General features: G+C 41.7%; 16 protein-coding genes. 4 read left to right on the top strand and 12 right to left on the bottom strand.

The genetic code is table 11. The annotated features are described in order from the left end of the window. Nucleotides 1–24 precede the first annotated feature (24 nt). Complete coding sequence (locus ACIGG7_RS14980; protein ID WP_318246414.1) at nucleotides 25–576, bottom strand: STM3941 family protein; 552 nt, start codon at nucleotides 574–576, stop codon at nucleotides 25–27. 215 nt (nucleotides 577–791) lie between these two features. Between ACIGG7_RS14980 and ACIGG7_RS14975 the strand changes: the two genes are divergently transcribed. After that, nucleotides 792–1,142, top strand: a complete 351-nt coding sequence (locus ACIGG7_RS14975) for a hypothetical protein (RefSeq protein ID WP_397550154.1) — start codon at nucleotides 792–794, stop codon at nucleotides 1,140–1,142. 45 nt (nucleotides 1,143–1,187) lie between these two features. Further along, entirely contained in the window at nucleotides 1,188–1,358 is a 171-nt protein-coding gene (locus tag ACIGG7_RS14970) for a twin-arginine translocase TatA/TatE family subunit (RefSeq protein ID WP_397550153.1), read from the top strand. 91 nt (nucleotides 1,359–1,449) lie between these two features. Here the strand turns inward: ACIGG7_RS14970 and ACIGG7_RS14965 are convergent, their stop codons facing one another. Both ACIGG7_RS14965 and ACIGG7_RS14960 read right to left on the bottom strand, forming a co-directional pair. Continuing rightward, on the bottom strand, nucleotides 1,450–2,250 hold the full coding sequence (locus ACIGG7_RS14965; protein WP_397550152.1) for a class I SAM-dependent methyltransferase: 801 nt from the start codon (nucleotides 2,248–2,250) through the stop codon (nucleotides 1,450–1,452). Between the two features lie 179 nt (nucleotides 2,251–2,429). Continuing rightward, nucleotides 2,430–5,510 carry a GNAT family N-acetyltransferase gene (locus ACIGG7_RS14960; protein ID WP_397550151.1) on the bottom strand — a complete coding sequence of 1,027 codons (3,081 nt, stop codon included), beginning with the start codon at nucleotides 5,508–5,510 and terminating at the stop codon, nucleotides 2,430–2,432. Between the two features lie 252 nt (nucleotides 5,511–5,762). On the opposite strand from ACIGG7_RS14960, the gene ACIGG7_RS14955 reads away from it, so the two are divergent. Together ACIGG7_RS14955 and ACIGG7_RS14950 are read left to right on the top strand one after the other, a co-directional pair. Continuing rightward, entirely contained in the window at nucleotides 5,763–6,104 is a 342-nt protein-coding gene (locus ACIGG7_RS14955) for a DUF3889 domain-containing protein (RefSeq protein ID WP_224940815.1), read from the top strand. A 456-nt stretch (nucleotides 6,105–6,560) separates the two neighbouring features. After that, nucleotides 6,561–7,562 carry a DUF3231 family protein gene (locus ACIGG7_RS14950; RefSeq protein ID WP_224940816.1) on the top strand — a complete coding sequence of 334 codons (1,002 nt, stop codon included), beginning with the start codon at nucleotides 6,561–6,563 and terminating at the stop codon, nucleotides 7,560–7,562. Nucleotides 7,563–7,650: 88 nt separating this feature from the next. On the opposite strand, the gene ACIGG7_RS14945 is transcribed toward ACIGG7_RS14950, so the two are convergent. From ACIGG7_RS14945 to ACIGG7_RS14905, 9 genes are all read right to left on the bottom strand, one after another. After that, nucleotides 7,651–8,430 (bottom strand): serine hydrolase, encoded by a 780-nt coding sequence (locus ACIGG7_RS14945; protein WP_397550150.1) that lies wholly within the window; start codon nucleotides 8,428–8,430, stop codon nucleotides 7,651–7,653. Nucleotides 8,431–8,450: 20 nt separating this feature from the next. Then, nucleotides 8,451–9,455 carry an ABC transporter ATP-binding protein gene (locus ACIGG7_RS14940; protein WP_397550149.1) on the bottom strand — a complete coding sequence of 335 codons (1,005 nt, stop codon included), beginning with the start codon at nucleotides 9,453–9,455 and terminating at the stop codon, nucleotides 8,451–8,453. After that, nucleotides 9,452–10,375: a C40 family peptidase gene (locus tag ACIGG7_RS14935; RefSeq protein ID WP_397550148.1), complete on the bottom strand. Its 924-nt coding sequence runs from the start codon at nucleotides 10,373–10,375 to the stop codon at nucleotides 9,452–9,454. Before ACIGG7_RS14935 ends, ACIGG7_RS14940 begins: the two co-directional genes overlap by 4 nt. A gap of 17 nt (nucleotides 10,376–10,392) precedes the next feature. Next, nucleotides 10,393–11,472, bottom strand: a complete 1,080-nt coding sequence (locus ACIGG7_RS14930) for a mandelate racemase/muconate lactonizing enzyme family protein (RefSeq protein WP_397550147.1) — start codon at nucleotides 11,470–11,472, stop codon at nucleotides 10,393–10,395. Then, complete coding sequence (locus ACIGG7_RS14925; RefSeq protein WP_224941338.1) at nucleotides 11,469–12,401, bottom strand: S66 peptidase family protein; 933 nt, start codon at nucleotides 12,399–12,401, stop codon at nucleotides 11,469–11,471. Before ACIGG7_RS14925 ends, ACIGG7_RS14930 begins: the two co-directional genes overlap by 4 nt. A 96-nt stretch (nucleotides 12,402–12,497) precedes the next feature. Further along, nucleotides 12,498–14,123, bottom strand: a complete 1,626-nt coding sequence (locus ACIGG7_RS14920; protein ID WP_397550146.1) for a peptide ABC transporter substrate-binding protein — start codon at nucleotides 14,121–14,123, stop codon at nucleotides 12,498–12,500. A 37-nt stretch (nucleotides 14,124–14,160) separates the two neighbouring features. Then, complete coding sequence (locus ACIGG7_RS14915; protein WP_397550145.1) at nucleotides 14,161–15,171, bottom strand: ABC transporter ATP-binding protein; 1,011 nt, start codon at nucleotides 15,169–15,171, stop codon at nucleotides 14,161–14,163. Between the two features lie 5 nt (nucleotides 15,172–15,176). Further along, on the bottom strand, nucleotides 15,177–16,130 hold the full coding sequence (locus ACIGG7_RS14910) for an ABC transporter permease (protein WP_397550144.1): 954 nt from the start codon (nucleotides 16,128–16,130) through the stop codon (nucleotides 15,177–15,179). Beyond that, nucleotides 16,130–17,062: an ABC transporter permease gene (locus ACIGG7_RS14905; protein WP_397550143.1), complete on the bottom strand. Its 933-nt coding sequence runs from the start codon at nucleotides 17,060–17,062 to the stop codon at nucleotides 16,130–16,132. Before ACIGG7_RS14905 ends, ACIGG7_RS14910 begins: the two co-directional genes overlap by 1 nt. Nucleotides 17,063–17,075 lie beyond the last annotated feature (13 nt).

Raw genomic sequence — 17,075 nt, 5'->3', positions numbered from 1 at the left:
ATGATGGCTCACCTTTTCTTATTATCATGAATTCCTCGTAGCGACAGCCTTTCCTTCAGCACAAATTTTACTATTAGGGATTCGAGTTGATAATTCTTCCAACATTTGTTGAGGCTTTTTAAGATTGCTAATAACAATATTGTATTGCGGATAGCCCATTTTCACATTCATTCTAGACATTCGTTTTAGCTTATCCGGCATTTTGTCGCGGTATTTATCTTCATCTTTCAGGATCAGACCAATAAATGCATTTCGGTAAATCTCATAAGGTAGATAGCTTTCTATATCTTCCCAGCGGATTTGTACCGGATGTTCCTGAATCACATATATAATAAGGTAATCCCCTGTCATACTGACATGTGGCACGTCATGTGAGAGCTTCTTAAAGATCTGAATCAAGCAAACGAGAAAAAATAATCCTCCCAATGCAACTACTGTCCCTATCAGATATTGAACATCAACAAAGAAGAAAACAAATGATAAATACAAGCACAACAGAACAAATAAAACACACCCCACTGCAATCAAACTCAACCTCTTCTTCGATTCATAAAAATCAACAACCTTCCCTTCCATCACCAATCCCTACCTCCTTTCCAAATATATACATACACAAACTCCTATACCCTTCATATCAGCAATTAAACTTGATGGTGAGGGACGGACCTTTAATAAGGAACCCTTCCCCTGTTCGAGCCTTCATTTCAAGGTCCGTCCCTCATAACTTTATCTAGACACATGCTGAATTATAGCTATAATAAAATTTAATATGATCTTGGTGGTGAGGGTATATGGCGAGATTCGTGTTCATGTTGGTAATAGGAATGATGTTTGTAACGAATCAGGTTCAACAGCAAACATATCAAAGTAATGTTTCAATCTATAATGAAGTAGAGACCATTTCTAACTATCTATTATTAACAGATGCATCCATGATACTTGATTCGGTCCCTTCCCTTGTCCTTAAACAAGATGATATTCCCCTTAAAAAAATCAAAACAATAACTGACCGACACTTTGACATAAAGACATATGGTGCAAGTCTATTTTACTTTGACGTTTTTCCTGATTCGTTGGGTTTTCTTGAAGTGATCAGGTCCCACTCCAATTATCTCAAAACCTTACATTCATTATTTAACTAATGTCTTTTAAATAGGAAATGATGATGAAAAGTGAGGAATCCATAAATGAATCTGGGAATCGGTGAAATAGCGATCATACTGTTTGTTGCTCTATTATTCTTCGGACCAAGCAAACTTCCGGAACTCGGAAAAGCCGCAGGTACCTCCCTGAGGGAATTCAAAAAAGCAGTTAGTGGATTAATGGAAGAAGAAGAAAAGGAAAATCCAAAGAAGTAATCCATAGCAGAAGTAACTTTGAGGGACGGACCTCCAAAAGTGGTGTTTCAATAATTATTTTTAACCAACCCAAGGTCCGTCCCTCTACCCACTATCCTTTTTTCGTGATGATTGTGTATAATCCAGGTACTTTATCCTCAATACCCTCTGGTGCGTCCGGTGGGAATGCCCACCTTATTCCACTTTCTTCTTCTAATTCGACGATCTCTAACTTCACTTTAGCAAGGGACGTGATGATATCACCCAGTGTCCACCTACGAATCATATTCTTTGGTGATGAATGCTGTGAATCTGTATGTAATAGCTTCCAGAATGCGACATCCACTTCGGTTTCATCAGTTTCAAAATAATTTCCTCCTGCTACCATTCGGTTATCTTCAATTTTTAATAGTTTAGTCAACACCGGATGATAATCCCTTAGAATAAACGTCCCTCCCGGTTTAAGCAACTGTTTAACCACTTCAAACACGGGAACCAAATCTACGAAATAGTGAAGTACCCCAAGTTCCAAGACAACAAAATCAAAATCCAATAACACAATCTTTGCTGGTATCTCTAATAAATCCGAGACGATATAATGAATCTTGACTCCAGCCCCTTCAGCCAATTCTACTGCATATTTTCTATTTTCCTCTGAAATATCAACCACTGTCACCTCTGCACCCAATAAGGCAAAGGATACTGCTTTATTTCCCTTAGATCCAAGTAAATTAGCGATTTTCTTTCCCCTTACTTCTCCCATATATGTTAAATAGTCCGATACTTTGTGAGTTGGATTCTCCATCAGTGTCAGAGCATAATCCTGGGGCAAACCATAACGCTTCACCCATGCTTTATATGCCCCATCATTCCATCCCAGCTTATTTACCTTACTGAGCTCACTTTGATTCAAAACCTTGTCACCTCCAAGGATCTATGTTGAGGGACGGACCTCAACATAGATCTCGTATTACCCCACTACCCTTAATTAATCAAGGTTCTAATTGGATAAACCTCACATGTGAGAGGTCCGTCCCTCACACTGAAACGAAACACGCGAACCTATCTGGGAACAACAGGTTCGCGTGCATGTTAGTTGAATCGGATGTTTTGTATTGCTTTAAGGCTATGGCTCCCTCTTCCTTTTCCGTAGAAAAGAGTAGTGGGTTCGATTTTAGTGGTTTCTCCGGTTGCAGCAGACCACTTGCTTGTGGATGATACCAGGAGCACATCCTGGTTTACGTATGCATCTGATGACTTTCTATTAGTTGGATGGACGACGGTGATGATGTCCTCATAGTCGTCAGAGCCCAACATGGCATATGGAGAATCCCTTAAAACGAATTCCTCCCATCCAGCATAGTATTTATGGAAAATCCCATCCGTTTCAAGAGATACGTAGCTGGATTGCAACGTCTTGCCTAGCTTGAAGCAAGCATCCAGATTCAGTGGATCACGATCAAACGTTCGGCCGGAATTCTGATGAATTTCTGCATAGACGGAAAGAACTGGTACTTCCGGGAGCGTTAAAGCATATTGACGAAGAGTGACTCCCTTCATCTTTTCGTGCTTCTTAAACTCTGTTGTTATACAGATTCCGCTCCAGGTATGACCGTATTGATCGACTTTGGTCACAGGTTCAATTCTGGTCTTTTCCTTCAACATGGAATAGGCACTTATGTTCTCGAAGGAATAGGAAATTCCTCCTCCCCATGGATTCCACCATGCCCGAGGACCTGGTTCAGGGTATTGATGATCAAGGGCTTCAATTCCGTTATGCTGCATTGAATAAATTCCAGGATAATACGCCGAAGAGGCATGAAACGAAATGCCCCCATTATCAACAGACCAAATGTCCCCTTGCAGCTCAATCTCAACGTCCCTTTTCCCTTGAACAAATTGCAGTGAGTCTAGCTTTGCTTTTTGACTCTTAGATGTGAATTCACTGGATATCCACTTCACACCTGCAGAACGATGTTCAAGCTGTACAAACAAATTTGTATGCCCCTCATCTTTTTGCACATCTTTCACGATTGTATTGTCCTCTTCGTGAACCGCTAATCTTCCGTGTAAATAAGGAGTCATTCTGGATTGAAATGAATAATTTACCTTTTCATTTACAGTAGAAACAACATCTCCCTTTTCTTTCTCGAAGGTATAAAGAGGAAGTTCCTCCAATTCGCACTCATCAGCAACCGATACTAGTTCACGCCATTTCGACCAGTGATTAGACGTATTGATCCCAATTTGAATCGGGCCTAAACATAACTCCTCATAAGATCGAATCAAATCCACTTCATATTCCAGAGCCATTCGCCAATCATCTTTTCTTGCAGTGGCCTCTTCTGTCCATGCTAATCCAAGTGTATCGCCATTTGGCTTTCCGAAAAAGATCCAACGCTCTGAAATGGCGTTGTCATTGATGTAGTCCACAAAAGGCACTAGAGATTCATTAGCTATCATAACGCCGTTATTCTGAGGGATATGCAACCCTTCTAAGCTTGTAAATACAGGCTGTATCAAAGAAAGCTTTTTCTTATCTTTCTGCCCTTTATTCACTACCTCATGCTTGACTTCCACCAATCCATCTCCGAAAATCTTGAAATACGTGTTGAGCATAATGAATTCGAATGCCTCCGATTCAAGGGTCGTTTTTATGACCAATGCCTCAGGTAAATCAATATATTCGATGGATGAAGCTTCTCTCTTTGAAAATTCCTCACTATACGGTTTACCGAATTTCGGAGTGAGGAATGTTATAGGATCCCGAGTGTAAGCGGTAGAGCCGATTTTTACGATATGATTTCTTTTTTCAATTTCTACATAATGTGGTCCATTATATCCAAACCAATGTCCATCCGTTTCAGCACCGAACTTCGCACCATATCCCGGAAATGCCATTCGGAGGATAGAGGAGAAACTCGAACTACTTCCGTCTTCGCATTTGCATGTCACCACGATTTCTTCTGTCAAAAAACCATTCTTTATGAGCTGGACTGGAATAGGGACTGACATTCTTCCATTGCCCTCGATGTTTACCACCACTTCGGATTTTCCCCAGTGCAACACTGTGTTTGAAGGGAGTCTGACAGTCCAGGTTGTGTTTTCCTTCACCTGGCTTTCAAGGTCAAGATATAGTGTCCCATTACAAAGTGGTCTCCAATTTTTCTTCACTGTTCTCAAGTTGATTTTGCCTGCTTGCTTGGGAAATACACCGATTTTTAATGGGATTGATCTATTATTTATTTTTAATTCCGTATTTATAGTAGGATGTGTTTTCCACGGTCCAGGGTCACTGTCCGGCATAGAGACTCTTGACGGGAAATTGCCTGTCCAATTGCTTTCCACCAAAATCGTTTCCTCAAATTCATGGTTTGCAATTGGTGACGATTCTCCTATCAAGGTAATTTCCATAGGTTTTTCAGTCCGATTCTCCACATAATACTTTATATAGTGGTCTGTATTTTCGATGAGCTTAAATTCAGGCACGTTCATCTCAATAAATAAATCCTGTGTTTCGATTAAACGAATACCTCGTCCAGTTCGTTCAAATTGAATGCGAACGAACTCCTCACCTGCTTCCCACTTGTATTCATAATACGTATGATCTTTATCTTTAATCCCATCAGGTTTAATTTCTATTACACGTTGGCTGGTACTATACCAATCATGTTTTTGGAAGAACGGCTTTAGGAAATCGATCTGAAGTACCAAGGGGATGAAGTTCATCAGGTGAACTGTGTCATCTCGGTCCTCCCAGAAAAATCCACATTTTTTATACAGAGGAACGGCTTTAGTATTGCCCGGCCATGTAAACAAATCCAGTCTCGGCCATTTTAATTCAACCGTCTTCTCAATCGCCTTGAGTACCAGCTTTTTGCCGATTTTCAAACCTTGGAACTTGGGATGAACATTTAATAAAGGGATATATAAAGCTCCTTTATCCTCACGATATTCGGATAGTCCGCAGTACCCTGCCACTTCCTCCCCGACCAGCGCAATAAACAAGTGTAGATTCGTGGAGTTGGCTTCTTTATTCTTTACATCCTGTTCTGTTGTGACAGTAGAATCCCCACCCCAGTTCTCCCGGCTTTCATTCCACATTTTGCTGATCCCTTTGGCTAACCCTTCATGGTATTCCACGATTTTTACTTGTTCAAGTGTTGTCTTCATAGTGTCCTCCTAGGCTACGTTTTAAGTGAAAGAACCTCATAATCATTCATTTTTTTCATTGCATTGACGATCATCATCATCGCCATCGCCTCCTTTCAGATAGTTGGAAAGATTTTCTTCCCACATCCACAGTGTAAGATTTTATGATGATTAAGTAAAGAATATTCTAACAAAAAGCTTTGGCATCCTCATGAATTGGAGACGGAATAATATCCGGAATTCAAGTCCACCCTACAAAGTAAAAAGAGGGTAATGGAATTGAAGAGAATAACACTTATTTCAGTAATACTTTGTTTGATTTTCGGTGTGAGCACGGTAATCGATGGAGCCATGGAAATACATGCTCAACAGGTTACTCCTTCTTATGCTAAATGGGGCAGTCTTGCTGTGAGAAAGACAAAAGAAAGATATCCTGATGCTGATATTGTCGATTACCTTCATATTGGAAAAGAGAACGGGACAAAGGTTTCAACTGAAAAATTCAAGCTTTGGTTAAAGCGAAATGGAAAAGAATTTGGGGTTTTTGTTGATATCGAATTTGAAACAGATAGTGAAAAGCTGATTAATATTAGGTTTAGGGAAACAGATCGATAAAAAAAAGAGATCGGAGGACATCGACCCTTTGATCTCTTTTGATGTTTCTTTTTATTGATCTGATATTCCTGTCATCTCTTCTTACCGATCATTTGATTTACATCTTGTTTACTCCAATACCTTTTTTTAATATGTTTTTCCTGAATATGGTTAGTTGTATTGAAAATCCAAGTATATCTTATTTGGGTATCGCAATGGTAAAAATCGGTATTGTCATCAACCATATTTCAACTTTTGAGAGTTTTTATACAGCCCTGATTTATTTACAGGAGCTTAAAATCATCTAGGCACTTTATTTCAGTGATTTCGACATATAGCTAATATTTTTAAGCTCATCAATCACGTTTTAATAGAATAAATCCTAAATCAATTTGAAAAAATATAGATAGAATTTCTCGGACACCAATGATGCGTCTCAACTTCGGGGAATAAAAATGATACAAAGGGATGGAATGTATGACTGATAAGAGAGCCTTAAGTTCAAGTGAAGTTGCTACATTATGGATGACCTATCAACAAAAAACGATGCTTCAGCGTATACTGGAATATTTCATTGAAAAGGCGGAGAATGAAGAATCAAAACGAATTCTTCTTTATACTCATACGAGCGTGAAAGAATATGTGGAAAGAATCACCTCTTTATTTGAGGATGAGGGATGTGTCGTGCCGGCAGGTTTTACTGAAGAAGATGTTAATACAGGAGTTCCGAACTTGTTTGACCACAAATTCGACATCATGTTCCTAAGACAACTTAAAGCCATTAGTATGGGTTTACATACATTACACGTCAATATGTCCTATCGACATGACCTTATTTCGTTATTTAAAGAGCTAACAGAATTCACTCAAAACGTATATGAGAAATGCATGGACTACTTAAGGGAAAAGGACGTTTTGCCAGGTTCTCCTGCTGTGACACTTCCAAAAACGATAGAGTTTGCCCAAAGTCCGAATTACATGGCTGGATTTCATATCTTCTCGGATAAAAGAACGTTAAATACTGTGGAAGTCGCATACCTTTATTTTGGAATAGAATCGAATACGCTGGGTATGCAGATGATGACGGGATTCGCTCAGGCAGCAACCGAGCCGGAAGTGAAGAAATATTTCATTAGAGGAAAGGAATTATCAAAGAAAATTGTCAGCGACTACTCCCATGTTTTAATGCAAAGTGATATCCATGCACCGTCCACGTCTGGAGCGAAGGCAACCGATTCAACCATATCTCCATTTTCGGATAAGCTTATGATGTATTGCACCTCACTTTTCACAAATTTCGGGTTAGGCAGCAATGCACTAGGTACGGCTTTCAGCTTACGAAGCGATCTGCCGGTCAAGCTTGCTGCAACAGCTAAAGAGATATTAGCTTATGGACATGATGGTGGAAAAATAATGGCGAAAAATGGGTGGTTGGAACAACCACCGGCGATGGAAGATCGGAATAAGCTTTTTAAGTAGAACTTATTTAGAGTAGAATAATCCCCTTAAACAGCATCCAAAAGCAGATGGACCACCTCTCAAAATGGTGGCCCATCTGCTTTTTTTTTCACTCACTTATAATAAAATCGAATATCAATTTTCCGATATGTGCAATGGTGTCTTTCCCAGATGAATTCTTTCCAAGGCCATCGATTAAAACGGCAATATAAGCAGTTTTGTTTCCAATCTTCATAATCGCGCAGTCATGCTCGACCCCGGGAAGCTCACCTGTCTTGTTTGCCACAAACACCGATTCCCGGTCCATCTTTGCAGGCAGTTTGTTAGTAAATTGCTGATGATGTAATATCCTGAGCATTTTTTCGCGGCTGTTTTGACTGTATATCGGACTTCTGTCCATCAGCTTTAAGCAAGACAGAATATCGAGTGCCGAAGTATGGTTGTTGAATCCTTGCTTTATTGCATCAAAATCCAACATCTTCCTTAGTAGTTTAGTCTGCTTCAGATTCAATGAATGGCAAAATGATTGAATTGCTTCAGGAGTAAGGCGGTCAACGAGAACGTTAGTAGCCGTGTTATCCGAAACGATGATCATAAGGGTGAAAAGATCCTCCATTGTCAGAGAAACTTCCTCTGAAAGTGCGGCAAGAACTCCCGCCCCTCCTACTCTGCTTTCTTTAGGGATCGTAATCTGCTCATTTAGGGAAATCTTCCCTTCCTCTGATTGGCGAAAGCCCTCGAGTAAGATCGGAATCTTGATTAAGCTGGCGGCTGAATAAGGTCGATCGCCCCCTATTTGTATACAATGTGATGGAAGTTCAATGGCAATACTGACCCTTCCATCGCTAAGTCTCACAACATCACGTATTTTCTGTTCCAAATCTGTCATTATTATGTTCCATCATCCCTTTACTTTGTGACTGCTACTTCATCAAGGTCTCTTGTGATTTCCTTGTCATAAAGGTGACAAGCCACAAAGTGTTTTGCCTCTACTTCCTGCCATTTAGGTTTATGAGTGGCACATGCTTCCATGGCTGCTGGACATCTTGTCCTGAATACACAACCGGTCGGTGGATTGATTGGACTTGGAATTTCGCCTTGAATGATCATTCGTTCACGTGCATCCTCCACATCGGGATCGGGGATTGGAATGGCTGAAAGCAAAGCTTGCGTGTATGGGTGAAGTGGTTTTTGATACAACTCTTTACTTTCTGTCAATTCGACTATATGACCTAAATACATCACTCCAATGCGGTTACTGATATGCTTCACCATGGAAAGATCATGGGCAATGAATAAAAAGGTCAATCCCTTTTCTTTTTGAAGTTTCCTTAATAAGTTTACGATTTGGGCCTGAACAGATACATCAAGAGCAGAAATTGGTTCGTCAGCAATGATAAAATCAGGGTTAAGTGCAAGTGCCCGCGCAATCCCGATACGCTGACGTTGTCCGCCACTGAATTCGTGAGGATACCGATTTGCGTGATCTCGATTCAGACCGACATCTTCTAAAAGCTGATATATACGCTCCATCTGCTCTTTTTTATCCTTAAACAAACGGTGTGCTTCCATCGGTTCAGCTATGATTTCCCTAACCGTCGAACGTGGATTAAGGGAGGCATACGGGTCTTGAAATATCATCTGCATATTCCTGTGAAAGGACTGCTTTTCCTTTTCTGACAGGGTATGGACGTTTTTACCGTCATAAAGAACCTCCCCTGCTGTCCGGTCGTATAACCTGATTATGGTGCGACCGGTCGTGGATTTGCCGCACCCTGATTCCCCTACTAATCCAAATGTTTCCCCCTTGAAAATATCGAAGGATATCCCATCCACGGCTTTCAATGTTTTTCCTTTTTCAAGATGAAAATGCTTTGTCAATTCTTTTACTTCAAGTAATTTCTGATCGATCATGGTGTTTCCCCCGTTTCTTCCCAATAACGTCTGGCGACACATAGCTCTTTTTCGTAATAGGTACCTTTCAAAGGCAGGATTTCAATTGTTTTTCCCGTATTCGGAGAATGAATGATCTTACCATCGCCATGATAGATGGCAACGTGGTGTATGCTGCCTTTTCCTTCTTCATAGGCGAAAAACAACAGGTCTCCAGGCAACAATTGGTCTAATGGGACATCATTCCCTGCTTTCGCCTGGTCATTTGCATCACGTGGAATGATGTAACCCTGTGCTTTACACATCGTATAGCTGAAACCAGAACAATCAAATCCGTAGCTTGACATCCCTCCCCATAAATAAGGAAGATCAAGATAGGTTTCTCCACTAGTCACGATGGCTGCTCCGCTTCCCTTTTGATCATTTATTTTTGATTTTGAAATCATGATATCTGATCTTTGCAGCATTCGTTTCCCTAAGGGAGTAGACACTTCAATTAAATCAACATGTTCTTTTACAACGGGTAAAATGGTCTGGAAACTGAGTTCTAATTCTGGCACATCCTCTTTTGTCATTAAGCCCGTAGATTTGCTTATCACAATGGCATACGTTTCAGAGTCGGGTTGCTCCCCTTGAATAAGTTGACAACTCGGAATCCAACCAGGGTACCCTCTAGCGTCTTTAGAAGATGGCTGCTCGGGAATAATGACGTGGGACCACCCGTTCCTTTCTTCCATCACGAACACTTCCTGTCCGAATAAAGCTTGAGATTGTATGCGATTCTCATCACAAAGAGCTAAACGAGTTTCAAACGTTAATGAATCCAGCCAGCTTGTGATATGAACGGGATTAGTCAAGGCTGGTTCATCCAATTCACGTGCTGAATCCGGATTTGTCCATAAAGTGGCTACAGGTACAGCTATTTGCGCTTTTATCGTCATTTGATATCCTCCTATATTCAAACTTTTACTTTATCGATTCCAAGACCCGGTTTGGCTGGAAAGGTTATCTTCCTACCTTTATACGTTATTCCTCCCACAACAATGTCTTCAGCCAGCATAAGAGGAGCATCAAAATCAAATCGGGTGATGTTTTTCCTGCTTGCAGCAAAGTGGGCCGCAGCCGTAATCCCAAGTCTGGTTTCAATCATACTGCCGACCATGCATTCGACCCCGCACACCTCTGCAAAATCATTAATTTTCTGAGCCTGGTATATTCCGCCCGCTTTCATGAGTTTTATGTTGATCAAATCTGCGCTACGTGTTTTTAACACTTCTAGTGCCTGATGTGGAGTGAAAACACATTCGTCAGCCATTATCAAAGTATCGACACCATCTGTTACTCTTTTCAACCCTTCTATGTCATGTGCAGGTACTGGCTGTTCAACTAATTCAATATTTAGTCCGAGGTCTTCCATTTTGCCTATCGCTTTAATAGCAGCTTTGGATTCCCACCCCTGATTGGCGTCCAAACGGATGTTGATCTCATAACCGATTCGTTTACGAATTTCTTGAATTCTTTTTATATCGGTTTCGATATCGTCTTTTCCTACTTTCACTTTCAGCACATCGAAGCCTTTTTTCACATAAGCTGCTGCATCTTCAGCCATCTCTAACGCGCTGTTTACACTCACTGTGTAATCCGTTTCAAGCTCCTTGCGGTATCCTCCAAGAAACTGATAGAGTGGCAAGTCACATTGTTGAGCTAAGCAATCGTAAATCGCCATGTCCACCGCTGCCTTCGCGCTTGAATTTCTGACGAGTAAAGTATGTAATTGTTGAAATAGATATTCAAAGTTCAAGAGATCTTCACCTACGATCGCAGGTTTAATTACCTGCTGGATCGACCACTCGATGCTGGATAAACTCTCTCCCGTAATCACCACGGTCGGGGGTGCTTCCCCCCAACCGACAATCCCGTTTTCGCACGTCATTTTGACGACGATGGCTTCCGCGACCTTTACGGTACGTAAGGCTGTTTTGAATGGGGTATGTAAAGGAACGGCTGTCCTGAACGTTTCAAGTTGAAGAATCTTCATTCAGCTTCATCCTCTCTTATACCGGATTCGATTTTTAATGTATGATCAAATGTATTCATGGTTCCAACGCTGCCAATGGGTATTGCAATATTCGGGGAAGAATGCCCGATATTAAATCCTTTCATTACAGGCTTTCCTGCACTGGAAACATGTTCTGTCAGCACCTCATCGAGAGTCAAAGAACTTTCCCGTTTCTTAGGTATACAGTTTTTAAAGTCACCAATAATGATGCCAGCAGCATCTTTGAATTTATCAGCCATTTTCAGTTGATTCACCATCCGGTCCACTTTGTAGGGTTCTTCATCTATATCTTCAATAAAAAGGATTTTCCCTTTGGTATCTACTTCAAAGGGTGTCCCCAATGTGCTGACCAACAAGGTGAGATTCCCACCAATAACCGAACCACTCGCCTTTCCTTCCACAACTGTCTCAAGTTTTGTTTTGTCGTACGAATAGTCAACAGGTCCTGCTTGAAAAAGTTGTTGGAACGATTCCTTTGATGCTTCATGCACATCATCAAGACCGATATCCGAACTTAACATCGGTCCATGGAAGGTGACGAGACCTGTTTGTTGATGAATTGATGTATGTAAAAAAGTAATATCACTATAACCCCAGAAGATTTTCGGATTTCGGCGAATCAGTTCATAATCCAATCGTGATGCTATTCGGCCGGTTCCAAATCCTCCACACGCACAAAATATAGCTTTCACTTCCCGATCTTCAAACATTTCATGGATATCTTCTAGTCGAACTTGGTCTTCGCCTGCTAAGTATCCATATTTTTCATGGACCGATTTCCCAAGCCTCACCTGTAATCCTAATTCTTCAAGAAATCGTATCGCTTTTTGTAAAGGTTCCATTTTGGGTGGGCTTGCCGGAGCTATAACTCCTACCATATCCCCTTTTTTTAGTTTAGAAGGTTTCATCACATTTCTCAGACCCCTTTCGTAGAAAAAGAGGGAGTGAACGCATGGCCAAAAAGTGCGCCTCCGCGTCCCTCCACTCATCCTCTTTTTAAATCTCTATTTTTTATCTGCCCATTTTAATTCCATGTATCCGACGGGGTGACGGACGATGCCTGTCACATCCTCATTTTGTAGATACACATGATTGTAAAAGTGAATCGGGATGATCGGCATTTCATCCATCAGGATTTTCTCCGCTTCATACATCATGTCAAACCGCTTCTCTTCATCCGCTTCATTCTTCGCTTCTTGAATCAGGTTGTCATATTTCTCATTACTCCAGCCTGTTCGATTCATGGAGTGCCCTGTTTGGAAGTTCTCCAGGAAATTGATCGGATCAGCGTAGTCCGCTAAGAATGAACTGCGGGACAATTGGAATTTCAAGGCTTTTTGTTCATCTTGGAATACGTTCCATTCCATATTGGCTAGCGAGACGTCCACACCTAGATTTTCCTTGAACATTTGTTGAAGGGCTTCTGCAATTTTTTGATGAGTGTCACTTGTACTGTATGTTAACGTGACTTCCGGAAGTTTATCGTACCCTTCTTCTTCCATTCCTTTTTTCAAGAGGGCTTTCGCTTCTTCCACGTCTGTTTTTACCAAGTCTCCATTTGCTTCACGGAAATCCTTGCCCGATGGATCTTTAAATCCTTTTGAAACAAATCCATATGCTGCTTTTTCTTTATTCTTTGTTACAAAATCGACCATTTGCTGTTGATCAACAGCCATAGCGAATGCTTTCCTGATGTTTTGATTTTGGAAAGGCTCTTTTTCTAAGTTAAAACGGTAGAAGTACGTTCCGGCTTGATCTTCTACATTGACTTTTCCTTCATCGAACAATTGTTTACTTAGATCAGCAGGTACATCCGCCGTATCCAGTTCACCCGTCTTGTATAATTGATAATCCGTATTTGAATCGTTAACCATCGCCCAGTGAACTTTATCTAACTTTACGGAATCTTTATCCCAATATTGATCATTCTTCTCCATAACGAAATGACTGTCATGTTCCCATTCCGTCAGCTTGAATGGACCATTCGCAACGAAGGTATCTGCTTCTGCAAACCATTCTGGATTTTCAGTGGCAACCTTTTCATTGATCGGGAAGAAGGCTGGATTGGCAATGACGCTCAAGAAATACGCTTGTGGACTTGTTAGAGTGACTTCGAATGTTTTCTCATCCTTCGCCATTACTTTCACATCGTCAGCGGAACCTTTTCCTGTATTGTATGCCTCTCCACCTTCAATGAAGTATCCCAGGAACGCAGCCGGAGAGCCTGTGTCGGGATTTAAAAGGCGTTTCCATGCGAATACGAAATCTCCCGCTGTGACATCATCACCATTTGACCACTTGGCATTTTCCCTAATATGGAACGTATATACTTTGCCATCTTCCGAGACATCCCACTTTGCAGCCATGGCCGCTTCCGGTTCATGATTGGCATTTAAACGTGTCATTCCTTCCATTAAGTTGTTTAGTGCCGTCCATGAGTAGGAATCAAATCCGATTGGTGGATCAAAGGATGTTGGTTCTGCCCCATTATTGAGATGAAGGACCTTACCTGCATTTTCTTTCTTGCTGTCCCCGCTGCTAGATTCACTGCCTGCATCCTTTGTAGCTGTACAAGCTGCCAGCATGAACATGAGCATTCCCACTAGAAAGACTGATAATACCTTTTTCATGATTTTCCCCCTATTATTTTATTTATCTATCAAACGATCAGCGAATGGTTAAGCTGATCGTTGAAAGCATGGATTGGGCTCGTTTATCCTGAAGCCAACAGTCGACATGATGTTCTTTTGATAATGTTGTCTTCCCTGGATACACACGGTCACATACTTCCATTGCTTTTTCACAGCGAGGGACAAAAGGGCATCCCACAGGCGGTGCAAAAAGGTCTGGTGGTGAACCGGGAATCGGAATCAGTTCTTCCCCTTCAAGATCCAGTCTTGGAACCGATCTTAGTAACCCTTGAGTATAGGGGTGCTGTGACTGATAGAAGATCTCTCTTCTGTTTCCTTCCTCGACAATTTTCCCGGCATACATGACCGCAATTCGATCAGCAACTTGAGCGACGACGCCCAGGTCATGTGTGATTAATATGATGGAGACGCCCGTCTTTCTCTGGATCTCTTTGAATAATTCCAGTATTTGGGCCTGTATGGTAACATCAAGTGCTGTGGTAGGCTCATCGGCAATTAAGACCTCCGGTTCGCATACGAGTGACATGGCAATCACAATCCGCTGCCGCATCCCCCCGCTGAATTGATGAGGATACTGCTTTAATCTTTCTTCGGGATTTGGAATGCTGACAAGATTCAGCATGTCCATCGCTTTTTGTCTTGCCTGTTTTTTTGAAACATCGTTATGCTGCAGAATCCCCTCCATGATCTGTTCACCAATGGTCAGTGTGGGATTGAGTGCCGTCATAGGATCTTGAAAGATCATGGAAATATCGGCTCCGCGCACTTTTCTCATTTGAGGCTCTGAGACCTTTAATAGATCTCTTCCCTTAAACAAGATTCTCCCACCTGTTATTTTTCCGGGTGGATCAGGTATCAGTCTCATGATACTCTGGGATGTTACACTCTTCCCGCAGCCGGACTCTCCAACAATCGCCAGGGTCTCCCCTTTATGTAAATCAAAGCTTACTCCCCTCACAGCCTTGACTTCTCCACCATATGTTTTAAATGAGACATGGAGATCTTGTACAGATAATACTTCGCTCATGATGATTACCTCCTTAGTTTCGGATCAAGTGCATCCTGCAATCCGTCACCCAATACATTGAATGAAAACATCGTCAATGAAATGAATAGTGCAGGGAAGAATAAACGCCACCAGTAACCCGATAGAATCGTAGATAAACCGTCATTTGCCATCACACCCCAGCTTGCATAAGGGGCCTGAATCCCGAGACCTAGGAAACTTAAGAAAGCTTCGGCGAAAATGGCACTTGGGACAGTCAATGTCATCTGTACGATAATCGGGCCCATTGTATTGGGAAGTAGATTCTTTCGAATGATCCGTGCCGTCTTCGTTCCAAACGTTTTGGAAGCTAATATAAATTCATAGTTTTTAATCTGTAGCACCTGTCCCCGCACAATTCTAGCCATCCCGATCCATCCGGTCACCGTTAAGGCAACGATGATCGTAAGCAGCCCCGGACCCATCACAACCATTAATAGAATGACAACAAGCAGATAAGGTAAACCATATAAGATTTCCACAATGCGCATCATGACATTATCCGTTTTTCCACCCTTATAACCGGCAACGCCACCATACACAATCCCTATGACAAAATCGATCAGTGCTGCCATGAAACCGACAAACAGGGATATCCGTGCGCCGTACCACGTACGGGTAAATACATCTCTCCCCAAATCATCTGTACCAAACCAGTGTTCACCAGAAGGAGACAGGTTCTGGTTAGATAGTGTTTGCTTCGTTACGTCGTGGGGAGAAATGATCGGGCCGAAAACAGCCATCACAACCAATCCGATTAAAAATACCAACCCAAGCATGGCCAGTTTATTTTTCAGTAGACGCTTCCAGGCATCCTGCCAATAGGATAGACTCGGTCTTACCACCGCTTCAGCATCATCTTTATTCCTCTTCTTGGGTGTGAACCATTCATCCAGGACGTCTGGAGTCACGACTGGCTCTTGTTGTTTTGGAACACCCATTATTTCGCCTCCTTTTTATGTAATTTAATCCGCGGGTCAAGGAACCCGTATGCCAGGTCGACTAAAAACAACATGATAATAAGAAATGCGCTATAAAATACCGTCGTGCCCATGATGACTGGATAATCGCGCTGATTGATGCTTTCAACGAAATACTTTCCCATTCCAGGAATGGCAAAGATCTGTTCAATGACGAAGGTTCCTGTCAAAATCCCTGCAGCAAGTGTTCCAAGGACTGTGACAACCGGCAATAAGGCATTTCTCAAAGCATGTTTCAACACGATCTTAAAGGGGGACAGTCCTTTCGCACGTGCCGTTCGAATGTAATCCTGCGTCAACACTTCCAACATGCTTGATCGTGTAAGACGGGCAATGATCGCCATCGGACCGGTGGCTAAGGCCAGTGTAGGAAGTATCATATGACGCCAGCTTGTCCATGTAGCAACCGGGAGGATTCCCCAAGTTACCGCTACTTGTTGAATCAATAATGTCGCCATCACGAAATTTGGTATTGAAATTCCCAGCACGGCAAATGTCATCGCCATATAATCGATGATTCCGTTATGTTTAAGTGCTGCCAATACCCCCAGGATAATCCCTGAAAGAACAGCAATTACGAGGGTTGTCATCCCCAGCTCAAATGAAATCGGAAATCCTCTCCCGAGTAAGTCATTCACTGTTTGGGACGGCTGGGTGATAGATGGACCAAAATCCAACGATATTAATGATTTTAAATACAGAAAATATTGAACCATCAACGGCTCATTTAGATGATAATGAGCTTCTAAATTTTGTTGAACTATTTCACTCGTATTGCGTTCTTCATTGAAAGGTGATCCCGGTATTGCATGCATAAGAAAAAACGTTAACGTAACAATTAGCCAAAGAGTTATGACCATGGCCAACAGTCGTTTTAATAAATATGTACTCATTGATCTCACACTT

The sequence above is a fragment of the Rossellomorea sp. NPDC077527 genome (assembly GCF_044542955.1).
Classification (GTDB): domain Bacteria; phylum Bacillota; class Bacilli; order Bacillales; family Bacillaceae_B; genus Rossellomorea; species Rossellomorea aquimaris_E.
The sequence above is the reverse complement of the archived record's forward strand: the minus strand, read 5'-3'. Positions and strand labels throughout refer to the sequence as shown.

What these genes read in the sequence shown, in the direction of transcription:
- ACIGG7_RS14980 (WP_318246414.1), bottom strand. Translation starts at nt 576, where the DNA reads ATGGAAGGGAAGGTTGTTGATTTTTATGAATCGAAGAAGAGGTTGAGT.
- ACIGG7_RS14975 (WP_397550154.1), top strand. Translation starts at nt 792, where the DNA reads ATGGCGAGATTCGTGTTCATGTTGGTAATAGGAATGATGTTTGTAACG.
- ACIGG7_RS14970 (WP_397550153.1), top strand. Translation starts at nt 1,188, where the DNA reads ATGAATCTGGGAATCGGTGAAATAGCGATCATACTGTTTGTTGCTCTA.
- ACIGG7_RS14960 (WP_397550151.1), bottom strand. Translation starts at nt 5,510, where the DNA reads ATGAAGACAACACTTGAACAAGTAAAAATCGTGGAATACCATGAAGGG.
- ACIGG7_RS14955 (WP_224940815.1), top strand. Translation starts at nt 5,763, where the DNA reads ATGGAATTGAAGAGAATAACACTTATTTCAGTAATACTTTGTTTGATT.
- ACIGG7_RS14950 (WP_224940816.1), top strand. Translation starts at nt 6,561, where the DNA reads ATGACTGATAAGAGAGCCTTAAGTTCAAGTGAAGTTGCTACATTATGG.
- ACIGG7_RS14945 (WP_397550150.1), bottom strand. Translation starts at nt 8,430, where the DNA reads ATGACAGATTTGGAACAGAAAATACGTGATGTTGTGAGACTTAGCGAT.
- ACIGG7_RS14940 (WP_397550149.1), bottom strand. Translation starts at nt 9,455, where the DNA reads ATGATCGATCAGAAATTACTTGAAGTAAAAGAATTGACAAAGCATTTT.
- ACIGG7_RS14935 (WP_397550148.1), bottom strand. Translation starts at nt 10,375, where the DNA reads ATGACGATAAAAGCGCAAATAGCTGTACCTGTAGCCACTTTATGGACA.
- ACIGG7_RS14930 (WP_397550147.1), bottom strand. Translation starts at nt 11,472, where the DNA reads ATGAAGATTCTTCAACTTGAAACGTTCAGGACAGCCGTTCCTTTACAT.
- ACIGG7_RS14925 (WP_224941338.1), bottom strand. Translation starts at nt 12,401, where the DNA reads ATGAAACCTTCTAAACTAAAAAAAGGGGATATGGTAGGAGTTATAGCT.
- ACIGG7_RS14920 (WP_397550146.1), bottom strand. Translation starts at nt 14,123, where the DNA reads ATGAAAAAGGTATTATCAGTCTTTCTAGTGGGAATGCTCATGTTCATG.
- ACIGG7_RS14915 (WP_397550145.1), bottom strand. Translation starts at nt 15,171, where the DNA reads ATGAGCGAAGTATTATCTGTACAAGATCTCCATGTCTCATTTAAAACA.
- ACIGG7_RS14910 (WP_397550144.1), bottom strand. Translation starts at nt 16,130, where the DNA reads ATGGGTGTTCCAAAACAACAAGAGCCAGTCGTGACTCCAGACGTCCTG.
- ACIGG7_RS14905 (WP_397550143.1), bottom strand. Translation starts at nt 17,062, where the DNA reads ATGAGTACATATTTATTAAAACGACTGTTGGCCATGGTCATAACTCTT.